15 protein-coding genes and 2 pseudogenes are annotated in these 18,983 nt (G+C 63.1%); 12 read left to right on the top strand and 5 right to left on the bottom strand.

What is annotated here, in order from left to right:
* Positions 1–24: 24 nt before the first annotated feature.
* Genes X757_RS147145 through X757_RS147155 form a run of 3 tightly spaced genes read right to left on the bottom strand, consistent with a single transcriptional unit; the run spans position 25 to position 2,324 of the window.
* The gene (locus X757_RS147145) at positions 25–852 is read right to left on the bottom strand and encodes a shikimate dehydrogenase (RefSeq protein WP_023702443.1); all 828 of its coding nucleotides are present in this window, start codon (positions 850–852) and stop codon (positions 25–27) included.
* Positions 845–1,444 (bottom strand): Maf-like protein, encoded by a 600-nt coding sequence (locus X757_RS147150; protein ID WP_023726728.1) that lies wholly within the window; start codon positions 1,442–1,444, stop codon positions 845–847. The genes X757_RS147145 and X757_RS147150 overlap by 8 nt, the downstream gene beginning before the upstream one ends.
* 58 nt (positions 1,445–1,502) lie before the next feature.
* Positions 1,503–2,324 carry a pyruvate, water dikinase regulatory protein gene (locus X757_RS147155; protein ID WP_023726727.1) on the bottom strand — a complete coding sequence of 274 codons (822 nt, stop codon included), beginning with the start codon at positions 2,322–2,324 and terminating at the stop codon, positions 1,503–1,505.
* 399 nt (positions 2,325–2,723) lie between these two features.
* Here X757_RS147155 and hemE point away from each other — a divergent pair, with 399 nt between their 5' ends.
* The 4 genes from hemE to X757_RS147175 all read left to right on the top strand — a co-directional run bounded on the left by hemE (position 2,724) and on the right by X757_RS147175 (position 6,924).
* A complete protein-coding gene (gene hemE / locus X757_RS147160) occupies positions 2,724–3,755 on the top strand; it encodes a uroporphyrinogen decarboxylase (RefSeq protein WP_023726726.1) in 1,032 nt (343 codons plus the stop codon).
* Positions 3,755–4,297: a protoporphyrinogen oxidase HemJ gene (gene hemJ / locus X757_RS147165; RefSeq protein ID WP_023715711.1), complete on the top strand. Its 543-nt coding sequence runs from the start codon at positions 3,755–3,757 to the stop codon at positions 4,295–4,297. Before hemE ends, hemJ begins: the two co-directional genes overlap by 1 nt.
* Positions 4,298–4,460: 163 nt before the next feature.
* Positions 4,461–5,726: a transcription termination factor Rho gene (rho, locus tag X757_RS147170; RefSeq protein ID WP_023672113.1), complete on the top strand. Its 1,266-nt coding sequence runs from the start codon at positions 4,461–4,463 to the stop codon at positions 5,724–5,726.
* 265 nt (positions 5,727–5,991) lie between these two features.
* A complete protein-coding gene (locus tag X757_RS147175) occupies positions 5,992–6,924 on the top strand; it encodes a DMT family transporter (protein WP_084629592.1) in 933 nt (310 codons plus the stop codon).
* Between the two features lie 276 nt (positions 6,925–7,200).
* On the opposite strand, the pseudogene X757_RS1000000166695 reads toward X757_RS147175, so the two are convergent.
* Positions 7,201–7,363 (bottom strand): annotated as a pseudogene (locus tag X757_RS1000000166695) (DUF255 domain-containing protein); the annotation flags it as partial.
* Positions 7,364–7,409: 46 nt separating this feature from the next.
* Between X757_RS1000000166695 and mnmE the strand changes: the two are divergent.
* From mnmE to X757_RS147200, 5 genes are all read left to right on the top strand, one after another.
* Positions 7,410–8,732: a tRNA uridine-5-carboxymethylaminomethyl(34) synthesis GTPase MnmE gene (gene mnmE, locus X757_RS147180; protein WP_023726723.1), complete on the top strand. Its 1,323-nt coding sequence runs from the start codon at positions 7,410–7,412 to the stop codon at positions 8,730–8,732.
* Positions 8,733–9,164: 432 nt separating this feature from the next.
* Positions 9,165–11,039: a tRNA uridine-5-carboxymethylaminomethyl(34) synthesis enzyme MnmG gene (mnmG, locus tag X757_RS147185; protein ID WP_023726722.1), complete on the top strand. Its 1,875-nt coding sequence runs from the start codon at positions 9,165–9,167 to the stop codon at positions 11,037–11,039.
* On the top strand, positions 11,036–11,668 hold the full coding sequence (gene rsmG, locus X757_RS147190; protein WP_023726721.1) for a 16S rRNA (guanine(527)-N(7))-methyltransferase RsmG: 633 nt from the start codon (positions 11,036–11,038) through the stop codon (positions 11,666–11,668). Before mnmG ends, rsmG begins: the two co-directional genes overlap by 4 nt.
* 65 nt (positions 11,669–11,733) lie before the next feature.
* Positions 11,734–12,531, top strand: a complete 798-nt coding sequence (locus tag X757_RS147195) for a ParA family protein (RefSeq protein ID WP_023726720.1) — start codon at positions 11,734–11,736, stop codon at positions 12,529–12,531.
* Between the two features lie 61 nt (positions 12,532–12,592).
* Positions 12,593–13,480, top strand: a complete 888-nt coding sequence (locus X757_RS147200; RefSeq protein WP_023726719.1) for a ParB/RepB/Spo0J family partition protein — start codon at positions 12,593–12,595, stop codon at positions 13,478–13,480.
* Between the two features lie 272 nt (positions 13,481–13,752).
* Here X757_RS147200 and holA read toward each other — a convergent pair whose 3' ends face one another.
* The gene (gene holA, locus X757_RS147205; protein ID WP_023726718.1) at positions 13,753–14,796 is read right to left on the bottom strand and encodes a DNA polymerase III subunit delta; all 1,044 of its coding nucleotides are present in this window, start codon (positions 14,794–14,796) and stop codon (positions 13,753–13,755) included.
* A gap of 413 nt (positions 14,797–15,209) precedes the next feature.
* Between holA and X757_RS147210 the strand changes: the two genes are divergently transcribed.
* The 3 genes and pseudogenes from X757_RS147210 to X757_RS147215 all read left to right on the top strand — a co-directional run bounded on the left by X757_RS147210 (position 15,210) and on the right by X757_RS147215 (position 18,940).
* Positions 15,210–16,442: a 3-methyl-2-oxobutanoate dehydrogenase (2-methylpropanoyl-transferring) subunit alpha gene (locus tag X757_RS147210; RefSeq protein ID WP_023687602.1), complete on the top strand. Its 1,233-nt coding sequence runs from the start codon at positions 15,210–15,212 to the stop codon at positions 16,440–16,442.
* A 2-nt stretch (positions 16,443–16,444) separates the two neighbouring features.
* A pseudogene (locus X757_RS01000000164945) lies at positions 16,445–17,534 on the top strand (alpha-ketoacid dehydrogenase subunit beta).
* A gap of 2 nt (positions 17,535–17,536) precedes the next feature.
* Positions 17,537–18,940: a dihydrolipoamide acetyltransferase family protein gene (locus X757_RS147215; RefSeq protein WP_023726717.1), complete on the top strand. Its 1,404-nt coding sequence runs from the start codon at positions 17,537–17,539 to the stop codon at positions 18,938–18,940.
* Positions 18,941–18,983 lie beyond the last annotated feature (43 nt).

Raw genomic sequence — 18,983 nt, 5'->3', positions numbered from 1 at the left:
TTGGCGCCCATCATTTGCGACCCATCATTTGGCGAGGATGTCGGCGACGATCATCTGTCGCAACTCAGGCGTGACCTGCGGCATCTTGCCGAACCAGCGTTCGAAACCGGGCACAGCCTGGTGCAACAGCATGCCGAGCCCGTCGACCGTCTTCAAATTTCTCGCGCGGGCAGCGGCAAGCAGCGGTGTTTCCAGCGGCACATAGACGATGTCTGCGACAATGGCGTGAGCTGGCAGGCCGGCCGGATCGGCGGCCAGCGTCGCATCGCCATGCATGCCAAGTGCCGTGGTGTTGATCAGCAAGCCGGCATCGCCAAGCAAGTCGCCGACCGCGCCATGTGCCGAAACGCCGGCGCCGAAGCGGTCGGCGAGTTCCTGCGCCCGCGCCAATGTGCGGTTGACGATGCGGATATCTTTGATGCCGCGCGATTTAAGCGCGTGGATGACCGCGCGCGACGCGCCGCCGGCGCCGAGCACCACGGCCGGACTATTCCTGTCCCAGCCCGGGGCATGCTCGTCGAGGTTGCCGGCAAAGCCGATCCAGTCCGAATTGCCGCCCCACAGCACGCCGTCGTCCAGCCACAGCATGTTGACCGCGCCGATCATCTCCGCCGCCTCGTCGCGGCGTTCGACCTGGGCGAAGGCGGCTTCCTTGTGCGGGATGGTGACGTTGCCGCCTTGATAGCCATTGGCCTCGAGCGACGAGAGGAACTCGGGAAAATCGGCCGGCGCGACATCGATCGCACGGTAGCTGCCGTCGATGCCGTATGTATTCAGCCAATAGCCGTGGATCTTCGGCGAGCGCGAATGCGCGATCGGATGGCCGGTGACGAAAGCTTTTTTCTCAACCATCGATGGCTCCGAGCGCACGCAATTCCGCCAGCACCGGTAACAGCGGCAGGCCGACAATGGTGAAATAATCGCCTTCGATCTTTTCGAACAGCTGGATGCCTTCGCCCTCGATCTGGTAGGCGCCGACGCTCGACAGCGCCTTGGCGCCGACGCGGGCCAGGTGCCGGCCGACGAAGGCCGGATCGAGCTTGCGCATGGTAAGGCTGGCGATGCCGACATGGCGCCACAGCACCTTGCCGTTGCGGCAGAGCACGGCGGCGCTGTTCAACTGATGCGTCTTGCCTGACAGCGCCAACAGATGGCGGCGGGCGCCTTCCATGTCGGCCGGCTTGTGGAACACTTCATCTCCCAGTGACAAAGTCTGGTCGCAGCCGAGCACCAGGGCGCCCGGTCTGCGTTCGCTGACCTCGGTCGCCTTGGCTTCGGCGAGTATCAGGGCGACATCTTCCGGCGACACACCGCTGTCCTGCAACGGCGCCTCGAGCGCACGCTCGTCGACATCGGAAGGCACCGCTTCGATGCCGAGCCCGGCATTGATGAGCATTGCTTTGCGGAACGGGCTGCCGGAGGCAAGGATGATTTTTTCGGTCATGGGTTCTGGGCCTGGTCGATTGTGGTTGATCGGGGCAGGAGGTCGCGTTGCCATCCCATCATCTATTCTTCCCCCGCAGGGCAACAATGGCTGCCGCGGTCTCTTCGATCGAACGGCGGCTGACGTCTATCATCGGCCAATTGTGGCGGGTGCAGATCTGGCGGGCATAGGCGAGCTCTTCGGCGATCGAGGCACGGTCGACATAATCGGTCGCTTCGTAGGTGCTGCTGTTGCCGAGCACGCGGTTCTGCCGGACATGCGAGATGCGTTCGGCGGTGGCGATCAGCCCGACGATCAGCGGCTTGGTGGCAGCGACCAGGCTTTCGGGCACGGGCACGCCGAGCACGATCGGGATGTTGGCGGTCTTGATGCCGCGGTTGGCGAGATAGATGCTGGTCGGCGTCTTCGATGTCCTGGAAATGCCGATCAGCACGACATCGGCGTCGTCCATGTTGAGCGGCAGCTGGCCGTCATCATGCTCCATCGTAAAATTGAGTGCGTCGATACGGTGGAAATAATCGGCATCGAGCACATGCTGGGCGCCGACGCGGCGGCCGGCCGGCGTGCCGAGATAGGACTGGAAGACGGTGAGGACCGGCTCCAGCACCGAAACGCAGGGCAGCCCCATGGCGGCGCAGCGCTCGTCAATACCGCGCGCCAGCTTCTGGTCGACGACGGTGTAGAGGATGATGCCCGGTTCCTCCTCTATGTCCTCGAAGACTTTCGCCACCTGCTTTTCGGTGCGGATGAGCGGATAGATATGCTCGATGGCGCGCGCATCCTTGTATTGCGCCGAGGCGGCGCGGCCGGCCGCCAGCAGCGTCTCGCCGGTGGCGTCGGAAATCAGGTGCAGATGAAAGAAGCTCTGGGGTTTGTTCACAGGGGGCGCCTCAGGCTGTGGGCTTGTGTGGATAAACCGGGGCCGCAAGGCGACCGGCTGGAGGCGACTGTATCAGAAGGCCAGTTGTCCACAATTCGATGCGCTGTCAGCTTCACTGTGCGGCTGGGGACAAATCTGGGGACGGGCGTTTTTGCCAGCGCTTCATTCACAGAGGCGGTTTTTCAGCGGCTACGCCAAACCATTGACTCCAGTGATGGAATCCTGGTCATCCACACTCTTTGACAATCCCGCGGAAGAAACACGCGACAAAATGCTGGCTGGCCTTTTCCAGGGCAAAGCGGGACAGGTGACAACCACCGATACCAACAGACTCTTAGAATCAGAAAATTCTAGAAATAGACTATTTAATTATAGAGAAGGCAGGGAAGAGAGCGCTCAATGCCCGAGAACCGCATCGTGCTGGACGTGCTGAGAGGCGAGGCAGTGTTTCCGCCGCCGCTCTGGATGATGCGCCAGGCCGGGCGCTATTTGCCGGAGTACCGCGAGACCAGAAAGCGCGCCGGGTCCTTTCTCGATCTTTGCTACAATCCTGATCTGGCTGTCGAAGTGACGCTGCAGCCGATCGAGCGCTTCGGCTTCGATGCCTCGATCCTGTTCTCTGACATTCTGGTCGTGCCGCATGCGCTGGGACGCGATGTCCGCTTCGAGGAGGGCCGCGGGCCGCTGCTGACGCCAATCACTGCAGCTGAGATTTCGGCTCTCAACAGTGAAACGTTTCACGTGAATCTCGAACCGGTCTACGAAACGGTTCGCCGGCTGCGGGCAAGATTGCCTGACGAGACCACGCTGATCGGCTTCTGCGGCGCGCCGTGGACGGTGGCGACCTACATGATCGCTGGCCACGGCACACCCGACCAAGCGCCGGCGCGGCTGTTTGCCTATCGCGAACCGACGGCCTTCAAGCATCTCCTGAAAGTGCTCGCCGATCACTCCGCGGCCTATTTGATCCGCCAGATCGAAGCCGGTGCCGACGTGGTGCAGATTTTCGATTCCTGGTCCGGCGTGCTTGATGATGCGTCTTTCGAGCAGTTCTGCGTGCAACCGGTGGCGGAGATCGTCAGGCAAGTTCGTGCGGTTCATCGCGATGTTCCGATCATAGGCTTTCCCAAGGGCGCCGGCGCCCGCTACGAGACCTATCGTGAGAAGACCGGGGTGACGGGGCTGGGGATCGACTGGACCGTGCCCCTGTCGGCTGCGAACGAACTGCAGCATTCAGGGGCGGTCCAGGGCAATCTCGATCCCTTGCGGCTCGTGGCTGGCGGCAAAGCCCTGTCGGACGGCGTCGATGCGATCCTCAAGGCGCTGGGCGACGGACCGCTGATCTTCAATCTCGGCCATGGCATTACGCCGGAGACGCCGGTGGCACATGTCGAGGCGATGGTGAAGCAGGTGCGGAGCGCGACACGCTGATGGCTCAATCGGATAATACGGGCGGCAACAGCACTCGTGGGGCGATGATGCGCATGACCATCGGCATCGGAGTGCTGGTTGTTCTCACCGCACTTTTGTTTTTCTTTGCGCCTGAGGGTTTCTATCCCTGGGCGAAGGCAATCCATATCCTGGCCGTCATCTCCTGGATGGCCGGCATGCTCTATCTGCCGCGATTGCTGGTCTACCACGCCGACGCAGAGAAGGGGTCCGTCCAGTCGGAGACCTTCAAGGTGATGGAGCGGCGTCTGCTGCGCGGCATCATCAATCCGGCGATGATCGTCACCTGGGTGTTCGGGCTTTGGCTTGCCTGGAAAGTGTTTGGCTTTCACGGCGGCTGGCTACACGCCAAGATAGGCTTGGTGCTGTTGCTGTCGGGCGTGCATGGCTATCTGGCCGGTGCTGTCAGGAAATTCGCCGAGGACCGCAATGAAAAACCGGCGCGGCACTGGCGAATCGTCAACGAGATCCCCACATTGCTGATGATCGCCATCGTCATCCTGGTTGTCGTCAAGCCGTTCTAGGCCCATTTCGGTCGACAAAACGCAGCTTGCTCTTTCCCCCGACCGACGATAAAAGACGGGTCTTCCTTCCCGTCATGCGCCGCCCTTGATTGCTTTCGGCCGCGCCCGGCATTTATCGCATCCAGCCGATATATTTTCCCCAAAGCAGATTCAGAGTCCGTCTATGCAAGAAATGAAACTCGCAGAGTTCAAGAACAAGAAGCCGCCAGAGCTGATCGCCTATGCCGAATCGCTCGAAGTGGAAAACGCAAGCGTCATGCGCAAGCAGGAGTTGATGTTTGCCATCCTGAAGAAACTGGCCGCCCAGGACGTCGAGATCATCGGCGATGGTGTGGTCGAGTTGTTGCAGGACGGTTTCGGCTTCCTGCGCTCAGCCAACGCCAATTATCTGCCGGGTCCCGACGATATCTACATCTCGCCCTCGCAGATCCGCCGCTTCTCCTTGAAGACCGGCGATACCGTCGAAGGGCCGATCCGCAGCCCAAAAGAGGGCGAGCGCTATTTCGCCCTTCTCAAGGTCAACACGATCAATTTCGACGATCCCGAAAAGATCCGTCACAAGATCCATTTCGACAATCTGACGCCGCTCTATCCGACCAAGCGGCTGAAGATGGAGATCGACAATCCGACCGGCAAGGACATCTCGTCGCGGGTGATCGACCTGGTGGCGCCGATCGGCAAGGGACAGCGCGCGCTCATCAACGCGCAGCCGCGTACCGGTAAAACGGTGCTGATGCAGAATATCGCCCACTCGATCACGGCCAATCATCCGGAATGCTATCTGATCGTACTTCTGATCGACGAACGGCCAGAAGAAGTGACCGACATGCAGCGTTCGGTGAAGGGCGAGGTCGTGTCCTCGACCTTTGACGAACCGGCGGTGCGCCACGTCCAGGTCGCCGAAATGGTCATCGAAAAGGCCAAGCGCCTAGTCGAGCATGGCCGCGACGTCGTTATTCTGCTCGATTCGATCACCCGCCTCGGCCGTGCCTACAACACCGTTGTGCCGTCCTCCGGCAAGGTACTGACCGGCGGTGTCGACGCCAACGCGCTGCAGCGGCCGAAGCGCTTCTTCGGCGCGGCCCGCAACATCGAGGAAGGCGGCTCGCTGACCATCATCGCCACCGCGCTGATCGACACCGGCAGCCGCATGGACGAAGTCATCTTCGAAGAGTTCAAGGGCACCGGCAACTGCGAAATCCAGCTCGACCGCAAGGTCGCCGACAAGCGCATCTACCCGGCCATGGACATCTTGAAGTCAGGCACCCGCAAGGAAGACCTGCTGGTCTCCAAGCAGGATCTGCAGAAGATCTTCGTCCTGCGTCGCATCCTGGCGCCGATGGGAACCACGGATGCGATCGAGTTCCTGATCGACAAGCTGAAGCAGACCAAGACCAACGCCGATTTCTTCGATTCGATGAACACGTAAGCTTCTCGTCGGGCCATCGGTCATGCATTGAAGCCCCGTTCCGGGAACTGGGACGGGGTTTTTTGCTGGGCGGGTAGCATTCCCGATATCGAACGGCCGCTTGCGGCAGCGTGGGGCACCGCCTTTATGCGAATACTCACGCATGTCGCTCAAGTGACCCCGTGACCCCGGTTTTGAGACAACGACATGCATAAAACAAAGACTAAAGCGCGTCGCCTGAGTCGGTTCAAATGCGACGCGCTTTCGGTGTTTCGGGGCTGGGAACGTGCGACGTGAAGAAAACATTCCGACCCTGATCGGCTTCTCGGCCATTCTGACATGGTCGTTCCTGGCGCTGCTTTCGACTGCGGCGGGACCGATTCCGCCCTTTCAGCTGGCGGCGATGACGTTTCTGCTCGGCGGGTTGGTCGGCGCGTCGAGCTGGCTTGTCCGTCCGGCGGCGATCAAGTCGCTGCGCCAGCCGTGGCAGGTCTGGGCGCTCGGCACAGCGGGGCTGTGCATCTATCACTGCGCCTATTTCTTCGCCATCCAGTCGGCGCCGCCGGTCGAGGTCAGCCTGATCGCCTATCTCTGGCCGTTGCTGATCGTCGTCTTTGCCGCCTTCCTGCCTGGAGAAAAGCTTAGGGCCCATCACATCGCCGGCGTCATGCTCGGCCTTGCCGGCGCCATTGTGGTGATCACCAAGGGCGGCACGATCGGACTGGCCAATGGTGTGATGAAGGGGCATGTCATCGCGCTGTTCTGCGCTTTCATCTGGGCCGGCTATTCGGTTTTGTCGCGCCGCTTCGGCAAGGTGCCGACCGATGTGGTCGCCGGTTACTGCTTCATCACGGCTGCGGTCGCCTTGATGCTGCACCTCACCCTTGAGACCACCGTCTGGCCACAGACGGCGACGCAGTGGAGCGCCATCGTCATCTTGGGCGTAATACCGCTAGGCGCCGGCTTTTACGCCTGGGACTATGGCTGCAAGCACGGGGACATCATGATCCTCGGCGCCCTCTCCTACGCGGCGCCCCTCTTCTCGGTCATCGTGCTTCTGCTGGCAGGCTTTGGTGTGTTTCACTGGTCGGTGGCTGTTGCTTGCATCCTGATCACGGTCGGAGCGGTGGTCGCCGCCAAGGATTTGCTGTTCGGGCCGCGGCCGCTATCCATTGATGTGACGCCGCTTCCTTCGGCCTTGGACGGAAACACGGGTTGAGCTACCGGCGTCGCAACAGCGGCTCGGTTCCTACGGATCCGGCACCACCGGCAGGATAGCCGTGCATAGCCCCGGTCTGCCGGTCGGCGGCCGGATACCAAGCTGATGTTAAGTTGATTCGCATCCGTTCCGATCGCGGAGACGATATCGGCGTGACGCGGGTCGGGATTCGATTCGTAACCGGAACGAGGCCGGCCTGCGGGGGGCGATGGGATCCAGCTTCACGGTCCGGGCCAGGCACAGGCGTTAACGATGCGGCCTGCGTAGGGCTTGCTGGCCCGCCCAGAACTGCTTGGCGTCGGAATTAGGACCATGGTCAGCGGTCACCCGCCTGCTCCCCCATGGATGACAAGGTGGCCATACAGATTTGGCAATCCGGCCGCTCCTCGCGATCGACCTTGATATTGACGAACAGGCGGTTCATGACGGCCGCGACACTGTGGGATTGTTGACTGGATAGCTAGGCGACCGGTGAGAAGGGGCAAATGATTTCGGGCGATTCGATCGTTGCGCTTTCCAGCGGGCGCCTGCCCGCCGGCATCGCTGTCATCCGCATTTCCGGACCGAGGACTGGATTCGTTGTCGAAACGGTGGCCGGTGGCACGGTCAAGGACCGGGTTGCGACCCTGCGCAAGCTCCGAACGGTGGACGGGTCGCTTATCGACAACGGCCTGGTGCTGTTTTTTCCGGGGCCGAACAGTTTTACCGGCGAGGATGTCGCCGAGTTCCACGTCCATGGCGGCCGCGCCGTCGCCGGCAAGATGCTGGAGATCATTGCCGGGTTTGACGGCGTGCGTCATGCGGAACCTGGTGAATTTACGCGCCGGGCTCTTGTCAACGGCAAGCTGGATCTGGTCGAGACGGAGGCGTTGGCCGATCTGGTCAACGCCGAAACCGAAGCGCAGCGGCGCTTTGCCGTGCAGAATGCCGAAGGAGTGCAAAGCGAACTCTATCTTGGCTGGCGCCGTCGGCTGATCCATGCACGGGCGATGATTGAGGCGGAAATCGACTTCGCCGACGAAGACGACGTGCCCGGTTCCGTTTCGGATACGGTTTGGTCCGATGTGCGCGCGATGGCGGGCGAGATCGGCCGGCATGTCGATGGCTTCCATGCCGCCGAGATCATCCGTGACGGGTTCGAGGTTGTCATCCTCGGTGCACCGAACGCCGGAAAATCCAGCCTATTCAATGTGCTAGCCAGGCGTGAGGCGGCGATTGTTACCGACGAGCCCGGCACGACGCGGGATTTGCTCGAAGTGGTGCTGGATCTCCACGGAGTGCGGGTCAGGGTAACCGACACCGCGGGCCTGCGCGAGGGGCCCGGCAAGATCGAAGCGATCGGTATCAAAAAGGCGCGGGCCAAGGCGCACACGGCTGACCTGGTGCTGTTGCTGGAAGATCTGGCGGACCCGACTGCGATCGGCAACATGCCTGTCGACGCCCCGGTTTTGAGAATCGGCACCAAGGTCGATCTCTTGAAAGGTTCGCCGCGATTGGAGGCCTATGATGCGTTGATCTCGACGGTGGACGGCACTGGGTTGGCTGAACTCCTGGCCGAGATCGGCAGGCGCGCCGCAGCTGCTATCGGCGATGCCGGTGACATCCTGCCGTCTCGGTTGCGGCATGTGGAGCTGCTCAATGAGACTAGGCGCTTTCTGATCTCGGCTTTGTCGGGGCAAGAGCGCGGCCAGGAGCTGCGGGCGGAGGAGCTGCGTCTGGCGGCGGACCGGCTTGGCCGGATTGTCGGCGCGGTGGATGTCGAGGACCTGCTGGACGTGATCTTTTCGCAGTTTTGCATTGGAAAGTGACTCACGTGAAACAGGGGGGGCGTGTGAGTGACTCACGTGAAACACAGGGGGCCGCCCAAGTGCGTGTTTCACGTGAAATGAGGAGTTTGGCAAAAACGCCAAGTGCCGAAGGGCGGCCTCGCCCCTCATTGTCCTCCCGGGCATTTCTCACCGTACAGTGACAGGGAGAAAGGTACTGTTATCCGGGATTTCGCCAACCACCGAAGCGCGCCAGCGCTTGAGCTCTACCCTTCTCCCCGTCACCGGGAGAAGATGCCGGCAGGCAGATGAGGGGCAGCGCCAGCCGAGGTAATTGTCGCCGCTTCCCGACTCACGTGAAACACCTCTGCGGCTTTCAGCACTCCGTTCCCCGTGAACGAATCAACCTGCAATCCTTGACAGCGTCCTCTCGTGGGGACATGTGTCGCGAAATCTCGGAATCTGGAAGGGACAATGATCGATCACTATGATGTGGTTGTGGTGGGCGGTGGCCATGCCGGGTGCGAGGCTGCGAGCGCTGCCGCGCGCGCTGGCGCCAGGACCGCGCTGGTCACGCTGCGCTTCGACACGATCGGTGTCATGTCCTGCAATCCGGCGATCGGCGGCCTCGGGAAGGGCCATCTGGTGCGTGAGATCGACGCCATGGACGGGCTGATGGGCCGCATAGCCGATGCTGCCGGCATCCAATTCCGCCTGCTCAATCGCCGCAAAGGCCCTGCCGTGCGCGGGCCGCGCACGCAGGCCGACCGCAAGCTTTACCGGCTGGCCATGCAGGAAGCGATTCGGCAGCAGAACGGTCTCGACGTCGTCGAAGGCGAGGTTCTGGACTTCGACATCGTGGATGGACGCATCGCCGCTGTGCTCCTGGCCGACGGGCGCCGGTTGGCGTGCGGCGCCGTGGTGCTGACCACCGGCACTTTTCTGCGCGGCCTCATCCACATTGGCGACAGGAAGATTGTCGCCGGGCGGATGAACGAGCAGGCGAGCCTTGGCCTGTCGGCGACGATGAGCCGCGCCGGTTTCGCGCTTGGACGGCTGAAGACCGGCACGCCGCCGCGGCTCGATGGCCGAACCATCGACTGGGCGTCGCTGGAAAGCCAGGCGGCCGACGAACATCCAGTGCCGTTCTCGCTGCTCACCGACACAATCAAGAATCCGCAAATCCATTGCGGCATCACGCGTACGACGCCGGCGACGCACGCGCTGATCCGCGCCAATATCCGCCGCTCCGCCATGTATTCCGGCTCGATCGAAGGCGTAGGTCCACGTTACTGCCCGTCGATCGAAGACAAGATCGTCAAGTTCGGCGATCGCGAAGGCCACCAGATTTTCCTCGAGCCGGAAGGGCTGGACGACGACACGGTCTACCCCAATGGCATTTCGACCTCCCTGCCCGAGGATGTGCAACTCGACATTCTCAAAACTATACCCGGGCTAGAGCGGGCGACCATGCTGCAGCCCGGCTACGCTATCGAGTACGACCATGTCGATCCGCGCGAGTTGGAGCCGACGCTTGAGGCCAAACGTATTGCGGGGCTTTTCCTCGCCGGTCAGATCAACGGCACCACCGGTTATGAAGAAGCCGGAGCGCAGGGCCTGCTCGCCGGACTCAACGCCGCGCGCAAGGCGGCGGCCGACGACCAAATCGTGCTCAGCCGCACCGAAGCCTACATCGGAGTGATGGTCGACGACCTCACCAGCCGCGGCATTGCCGAGCCCTACCGCATGTTCACTTCGCGGGCGGAGTTTCGCCTATCGCTGCGCGCCGACAATGCCGATGAAAGGCTTACGCCTCTGGCAAATCGGCTTGGTATCGTGTCGCCGGAGCGGACGCAGCGGTTCAATCAAGTCACACAGGATCTTGGTAGGGCGCGCGAACTCGCAGTTGCGACGACGATGACGCCCAACGAAGCGGCGCGGCATGGGCTGGAGATCAACAGGGACGGCGTGCGCCGCTCCGCTTATGAATTGCTCGCTCATCCCGGCGTCGATATAGCCTGGCTGGCCCGTGTTGCGCCGGCCTTTAGCGCAATCGACGTCAAAACCGCTGAGCGGCTCGAAACGGAAGCGAAATATTCGGTTTACCTTGATCGCCAGCAGGCGGATGTCGGACAGATCCGCCGCGAGGAAAGCCGGTTGATCCCGGCGTCGGTGGATTTCGCCGATGTTCCCGGCCTGTCCAATGAGCTGAAGCAGAAGATGCTAACGCGTCAGCCGCGTTCGATCGCTGACGCGCAGCGTATGGAAGGCATGACGCCGGCGGCGCTGGCAATCATCGTCGCGCACGTCCGCAACGCTGAATCGGCCGCGCAAAGGGCCGTTGCGTGAGCGCTGCCTCATGGGCGAGCCTGCAAGAGGCCGCGGGACCGGTTTCACGTGAAACATTCGATCGGTTGGTGAAGTTCGAACAGTTGTTCCTGAAATGGAACCGCAGCATCAATCTGGCCGCGCCGTCGACGCTGGACGACGTCTGGGGCCGCCACATTCTGGATAGCGCGCAACTGGCGCGAATCGCACCGCAGGCCAAACGCTGGGCCGATCTCGGTTCGGGCGGCGGTTTTCCGGGCCTGGTAATGGCCTTCCTGCTGGTCGAGCGCGATGGCGCGTCGATCGATCTGGTCGAGAGCAACCGCAAGAAAGCGTCGTTTTTACAGGCGGTCATTGGCCAGTTCGGTTTGCCGGCACGGGTCGTCGCCCGGCGCATCGACGACAGCTATGCGCTTGTTTCCGAACCGGAAATCATCACGGCGCGGGCGCTGGCCGCGCTGCCGGCGCTGCTCGATCTGTCGGCGCCGTGGCTGACCAAGGGATCGCGGGCGCTGTTCCACAAAGGCCGGGATTACCGCTCCGAGGTGGAAGAAAGCACTCACCGCTGGGCTTTCGATCTGGTAGAACATCCGAGCATGACCGACGCCCATGGCGTCATCCTCGAAGTGACCGATCTGCAGACTGCGTAAGCTCTCCTTCGCAACCTTGGCGACGCAATGAATACCTGGCCCACATGAATACCTGGCACAGACCCATGAAAACCGGACCTCGCATCATCACCGTCGCCAACCAGAAGGGCGGCGTCGGCAAGACAACCACCGCCATCAATCTGGCCACGGCGCTGGCCGCGATCGGCGAAAAGGTGCTGATCGTCGATCTCGACCCGCAAGGCAATGCCTCGACGGGTCTCGGTATCGACCGCAAGGACCGCACCGTCTCCTCCTATGACGTGTTGACCGGCGAACTGGGCCTGGAAGAGGCGGCCATTTCGACGGCGGTGCCCGGCCTGTCGATCGTGCCGTCGACGCTCGATCTGCTCGGCATCGAGATGGAAATCGCCTCGGCGCCGGATCGCGTGCTTAAGCTGCGCAACGCGCTGCGCGCCGCCACCGAGCGCGGTGCGCCGTTCGGCTATGTGCTGATCGACTGCCCGCCCTCGCTCAACCTTTTGACGTTGAATTCAATGGCGGCAGCCGATTCTGTTCTTGTGCCGCTGCAGTGCGAGTTCTTCGCGCTGGAAGGGCTAAGCCAACTCCTGGAAACGGTGGAGCAGGTGCGCCGTTCGATCAATCCGGACCTGATCATCCAGGGCATCGTGCTGACCATGTATGACGGCCGCAACAACCTCGCCAACCAGGTGGTGCAGGACGTGCGGGCACATATGGGCGACAAGGTCTACGAGACGATCATTCCTAGGAATGTGCGGGTGTCCGAGGCGCCGTCCTACGGCAAGCCGGCAATCCTCTACGATCTCAAGTGCTCAGGCAGCCAGGCCTATCTGCAGCTGGCGTCCGAAGTGATCCGCCGCGAGCGTAAATTGCGCGCCGCATGATTAGGCAGGGTCGATAAACAAAGCGATCCGGCACCGAAACGATCAAGAATCTGGAATTGAGATGAGCGAAGACCTTTCGAGAAAGAGACTGGGGCGTGGACTGGCGGCGCTGATCGGCGAGATCGACCGCCCGGTGGCAGCCGAAAAGCCGGGCTTGAATGCGGACGGCAAGGTGCCGATAGAGTTCCTGAGCCCGAACCCGAAAAACCCGCGCCGGCACTTTGGCGACGCCGACCTGACCGATCTCGCCCAGTCGATCCGCGAACATGGCGTGGTGCAGCCGGTGGTGGCGCGGCCTTCGCCGACGCAGGCCGGGCGCTATGAGATCATCGCCGGCGAGCGACGCTGGCGCGCCGCGCAGCGCGCCGGGCTGACCGAGATTCCGATCATCGTCCGCGACGTCAACGACCGCACGGCGCTCGAACTGGCGATCATCGAGAACGTCCAGCGCACCGACCTCAATCCGGTCGAGGAGGCGCTCGGCTACCAGCAGTTGATCGACGATCACGGCTACACCCAGGCCGATCTCGGCAATGTCATCGGCAAGAGCCGCAGCCACGTCGCCAACACGCTGCGGCTGCTGAAGCTGCCCGACGTCATCCGAGACATGCTGGTCGACGGCGCGCTGTCAGCCGGTCACGCCCGCACGCTGGTCACGGCGCAGGATCCAGCTGGGCTCGCCAAGCAGATTGTCGAGGAGGGGCTTTCGGTGCGCCAGGCGGAAGCGCTGGCGCAGATGCCGGCGGGCGGCACGCCGCCCAAGGCAAAACCAGCACACGGCGCATCGGGCAAGGATGCCGACACGCTGGCGCTGGAAAGGCTGATGACCAACACGATCGGCATGATCGTGACCATCGAGCACAAGGGCAAAGGCGGCGCGATCCGCGTGGACTACCGCAGTCTGGAGCAGCTCGACGAGCTATGCCGGCGGTTGAAGGATGAGCGGTAGAGGGTTGGGGTTGCGCCATATTTAGCCGGCGAATGAAGTTCTGGCTTAGGATGAAGAAAGGGCTTGGCGGTTGCCGGCCCTTCTTTTTATTGGCGATTGCCGAAGGGATCGAACTGCTGATCTCCCCCCTTGAGGGGGAGATGGCCGGCAGGCCAGAAGGGTCGTCTCCCATCAAGCGCCGACCTCGTTCGTCGTTGCGAAAGGCGCCAGCGCTCCACGCGCCGCGACCCCCTCTGTCGCCTTTGGCGACATCTCCCCCTCAAGGGGGGAGATCACCGCTGCGCCAGCCTCGCGCTCTCCACCGCAATGCCGAGCAGCGCCTGCCGCGCCAGCGCTTCCGACAAATCCGGCCTGCGCCTGGTCTGCAGCACGGCCGATTGCAGCCGGTTCAGCGCGCGGCTGAGCGCCTCGACGTTCCAGCGCTCCAGCGCCTTCTCCACCAGCTTGCGCCGCGAGAAAAACACCGGCGGACGGGCGCCGGCCACTGCCGAGGCGGCGTTGCGGCCGGCGGTGTCCATCTGGCCGCGCATGATTTGAAGCTGCTGCAGCTGCCGCATCGCCGAGGACAGTACCAGGAAAGGATGGCCGCCGGACAGGCAGTGGCGGGTGAAGGCGGTGTCGAAGTCACCGATCTTGCCTTCCAGCACAGCATCGACCGCGTCGTCGAAGGAGGCGCCGGAAACGTCGCCGGACATCGCCCTGACGTCATCGAGGCCAATGTCCTTCTGGCCGTGGGCGTAAAGCACCAGCTTTTCGATTTCACCGCGCGAGGCCAGCCGGTCGCCGCCGAGATTGCGGCGCAGCGCCTGGCGCGCATCGAGCGCCATCGACATGCCGGCCTTGCGCAACTCGTCGTCGATGACGCTGTCGATGTCGCGCGCTTCATCGGCATAACAAGGCAGCGCCATGGCGTTGTCGGCCGCCTCGACCACGGCGCGCAGCCCGACGCCTTTTTTCAGGTCGCCGGCCTCGATGAGAATGATCGCGTCGCGCGCGGGCTCCGCGGTCAGCGCCTTGACGTCCTCAGCCAGCGGCTTCTGGCCGCTGGCGTTGCGCACCCACAGAAGCCGCCGGTCGGAGAACATCGGCACGGTCCGGGCTTCGTCGAGCAGCCGGCCCTGGTCGCGATCGACCTCCGCGCCGTCGAGCCGTACGACGGAAAACGGATCGTCGAGCGGCAGGCCAGTTTTCGCGGCAAAGGTTTTGGCCCGCTCGGCGACCAAGCCGCGGTCGGGTCCGTAAAGCAGGACGATCGATATGCGCGCTTCCGGCTTCGCCAGCCACGAATCGACTTCGTATCCTTTTTTCTGCGCCATTAGCGTTGGTTAGCATGGGGAGAGGGCGGAGTGAACGGAGAAGCGGTCTTCCCTTCTCCCCTTGTGGGAGAAGGTGTCGCCGAAGGCGACGGATGAGGGGTGTTCCAGAAGGCACCAACGTCTCACTCCGCTGGAACACCCCTCATCCGTCTTGCCGCTTCGCGGCAATCCACCTTCTCCCACAAGGGGAGAAGGTCAGTCGCGCTCGTATCTGGCGGCAATCGCCCGCAATCTTGCGCCAAATTGCGCCCCGCCTCAAAACATCGACAAGAAATTTCGCGGCCATATCTGCATCTTGCGGTCGCTTGACGGCCGAGATGCCGGGTTGGGTTCGAGGCCCGATGAATTGGCGCTGTGCCGGCCGCGCGGATGTGCAAATATCCACCACCGGGCAACATGGGAGGACGATGGTCATGACCGATGCTGGGATGTTGCGGTTTCATGTGCCGGAGCCGGAAGTGCGGCCGGGCGGAACGCCCGACTTCTCCAACGTGCCTATCCCCAAGGCGGGCTCGGTGCCGCGACCGGACATCGATGTCGATCCGCGCACCATCCGCGACATGGCGTTTTCGATCATCCGTGTGCTCAACCGCACCGGTGAGGCGGTCGGGCCGTGGGCCGGGCTGCTCACCGACGAGGAGCTGCTCGAGGGGTTGCGCCACATGATGACGCTGCGCAGCTTCGATGCGCGCATGCAGATGGCGCAGCGCCAGGGCAAGACCTCGTTCTACATGCAGCATCTGGGCGAAGAGGCGGTGAGCTGCGCTTTCCGCAAGGCGCTGGCGCCAGGCGACATGAATTTCCCGACCTATCGGCAGGCCGGCCTGCTCATCGCCGACGGCTATCCGATGGTCACGATGATGAACCAGATTTATTCCAACGAGGCCGATCCGCTCAAAGGGCGGCAATTGCCGATCATGTATTCGTCGAAGGAGCATGGCTTCTTCTCGATCTCCGGCAATCTGGCGACGCAATACATCCAGGCGGTCGGCTGGGCGATGGCTTCCGCTATCAGCAACGATTCGAAAATCGCGGCGGCGTGGATCGGCGACGGCTCGACGGCCGAATCCGATTTCCATTCCGCACTGGTGTTCGCCTCGACCTACAAGGCGCCGGTCATCCTCAATGTCGTCAACAACCAGTGGGCGATCTCGACGTTTCAAGGCATTGCGCGCGGCGGCTCCGGCACCTTTGCCGCGCGCGGCCTCGGCTTCGGCATTCCGGCGCTGCGCGTCGACGGCAATGATTATCTCGCCGTGCATGCCGTGGCCAAATGGGCGGCGGAGCGGGCGCGGCAGAATCTCGGGCCGACGCTGATCGAATATGTCACCTACCGTGCCGGCGCGCATTCGAGCTCGGACGATCCGTCGGCCTACCGGCCGAAGACGGAATCCGACGCCTGGCCGCTCGGCGATCCGGTGATGCGGCTGAAGAACCATCTGATCCAACGCGGCGTCTGGTCGGACGAGCGTCACGCCCAGGCTGAGGCCGAAATCCTCGAGACGGTGATCGCGGCGCAGAAGGAAGCTGAAGGCCACGGCACGCTGCATGCCGGCGGCAAGCCGTCGACGCGCGAGATGTTCGAGGGCGTGTTTGCCGAGATGCCGCCGCATCTCAGGCGCCAGCGCCAGCAGGCGGGAGTCTGACCATGCCGAGACGGACCATGATCGAGGCGATCCGCGACGCCATGGACGTGTCGATGGCGCGCGACGAACGCGTCATCGTCTATGGCGAGGATGTCGGCTTCTTCGGGGGTGTCTTCCGCTGCACGGCAGGCCTGCAAGCGAAGTACGGCAAGAGCCGCTGCTTCGATGCGCCGATCAACGAATCCGGCATTGTCGGCTCCGCCATCGGCATGGCCNAAGTACGGCAAGAGCCGCTGCTTCGATGCGCCGATCAACGAATCCGGCATTGTCGGCTCCGCCATCGGCATGGCCGCCTATGGGCTGAAGCCATGCGTGGAAATTCAGTTTGCCGACTACATGTACCCGGCTTACGACCAGCTGACGCAGGAAGCAGCACGCCTGCGCTACCGCTCGAACGGCGATTTCACCTGCCCGATCGTTGTCCGCATGCCGACCGGCGGCGGCATTTTTGGCGGCCAGACGCACAGCCAGAGCCCGGAAGCGCTGTTCACCCATGTGTCGGGGCTGAAGACGGTGGTGCCGTCCAATCCTCATGATGCCAAGGGGCTGCTGATCGCGGCGATCGAGGATCCCGATCCGGTGATCTTTCTGGAGCCGAAGCGGCTCTATAACGGACCGTTCGATGGCCATCACGACCGACCGGTGACGCCATGGTCGAAGCATGAACTGGGCGAGGTCGCCGACGGCCATTACACGGTGCCGCTCGGCAAGGCGGCGATCCGCCGGGCGGGCTCGGCCGTCACCGTGCTCGCCTACGGCACCATGGTCTATGTCGCGCAGGCGGCCGTGGAAGAAACCGGCATCGATGCCGAGATCATCGATTTGCGGACCCTGCTGCCGCTCGATCTCGACGCGATAGTCGCTTCGGTGAAGAAGACCGGACGCTGCGTCGTCGTGCACGAGGCGACACTGACCTCCGGCTTCGGCGCCGAGCTGTCGGCGCTGGTGCAGGAAAATTGTTTCTACCATCTGGAAGCGCCGGTGGCGCGCGTCACCGGTTGGGACACGCCCTACCCGCATGCGCAGGAATGGGATTATTTCCCGGGGCCGGCCCGTGTCGGCCGCGCGCTTCTCGAAACCATGGGAGCCTAGGGATGGGCGAACACATCATCAAGCTGCCCGATGTCGGTGAAGGCGTCGCCGAGGCCGAACTTGTGGAGTGGCACGTCAAGGTCGGCGACCTCGTGCGCGAGGACTCGGTGCTTGCCGCCGTCATGACCGACAAGGCGACGGTGGAAATACCTTCGCCGGTCGATGGCGAGATCCTGTGGCTGGGCGCCGAGATCGGCGACACGGTGGCGATCGGCTCGCCCATCGTGCGGCTGAAAGTGGCGGGGGAGGGCAATGTCGCCGAAGGCTCGAAATCGTCAGAGGCCACGGCGGCACCGACCCCCACCCCTGCCGGGGCGAGCCACGGGTCTCGCCCGTCCTCCGGACCCCCACAAGAGGGAGGCGTTTCGGCCACGAAATCCGACGCCAAGTCGCCACCACCTGCACCAGCAGCCAAAAGCGCACGGGCAGCTGAGACTGAATCCCCCTCCCCCTTGTGGGGAGGGGCCAAGGGTGGGGGTGCTGCGCCGACATCTAAAGGTGCGGCACCCTCCGGCGCGCCGCGCCCGGAGGGCGAAAAGCCCCTGGCGTCGCCCGCCATCCGGCTCAGGGCGAAGGAGGCGGGGATCGATCTGCGCCAGGTGTCGGGTACCGGCCCTGCCGGCCGCATCAGCCACGAAGATATCGAGGCATTCCTGGCACGCGGACCGCAGGTAGCGAAGGCGTCGGGTCTGGCGCGCAATGACAGCGTCGAGGATATCAAGGTCATCGGACTGCGGCGCAAGATCGCCGAAAAAATGTCGCTGGCGAAGTCACGCATCCCGCACATCACCTATGTCGAGGAGATCGACGTCACAGCACTTGAGGAGTTGCGCGCGGCGCTCAACAAGGAAAAGCGCAAGGGTGTGGAGAGGCCGAAGCTGACGCTGCTGCCGTTCCTGATGCGGGCGATGGTCAAGGCGATTGCCGACCAGCCCAACATCAACGCGCTGTTCGACGACGAGGCCGGCATCATCCATCAGCATGGCGGCGTCCATATCGGCATTGCCGCGCAGACGCCGTCGGGCCTGGTGGTGCCGGTGGTCAAGCACGCCGAGGCGCGCGACCTCTGGGATTGCGCGGCCGAGCTCAACCGCCTGGCCGAAGCGGCGAAGTCCGGCACGGCCAGCCGCGACGAGCTGTCGGGATCGACCATCACCATCACCTCGCTCGGCGCCATGGGCGGCGTGGCGACGACGCCGGTCATCAATCATCCTGAGGTGGCGATCGTCGGCGTCAACAAGATGATGGTGCGGCCGGTCTGGGACGGCACCCAGTTCATCCCGCGCAAGATGATGAACCTGTCATCGAGCTTCGATCACCGGGTGGTCGACGGCTGGGATGCGGCGGTGTTTGTGCAGCGGATCAAGGCGCTGATTGAGACGCCAGCGCTGATATTTGTGGATTGAGGGGGCGGAACGACCGAGATGACGGCGGGACAGCGCCCCCCTC

Source organism: Mesorhizobium sp. LSHC412B00 (assembly GCF_000503035.1).
In the GTDB taxonomy this organism is placed as follows: Bacteria; Pseudomonadota; Alphaproteobacteria; order Rhizobiales; family Rhizobiaceae; genus Mesorhizobium.
The sequence above is the reverse complement of the archived record's forward strand: the minus strand, read 5'-3'. Positions and strand labels throughout refer to the sequence as shown.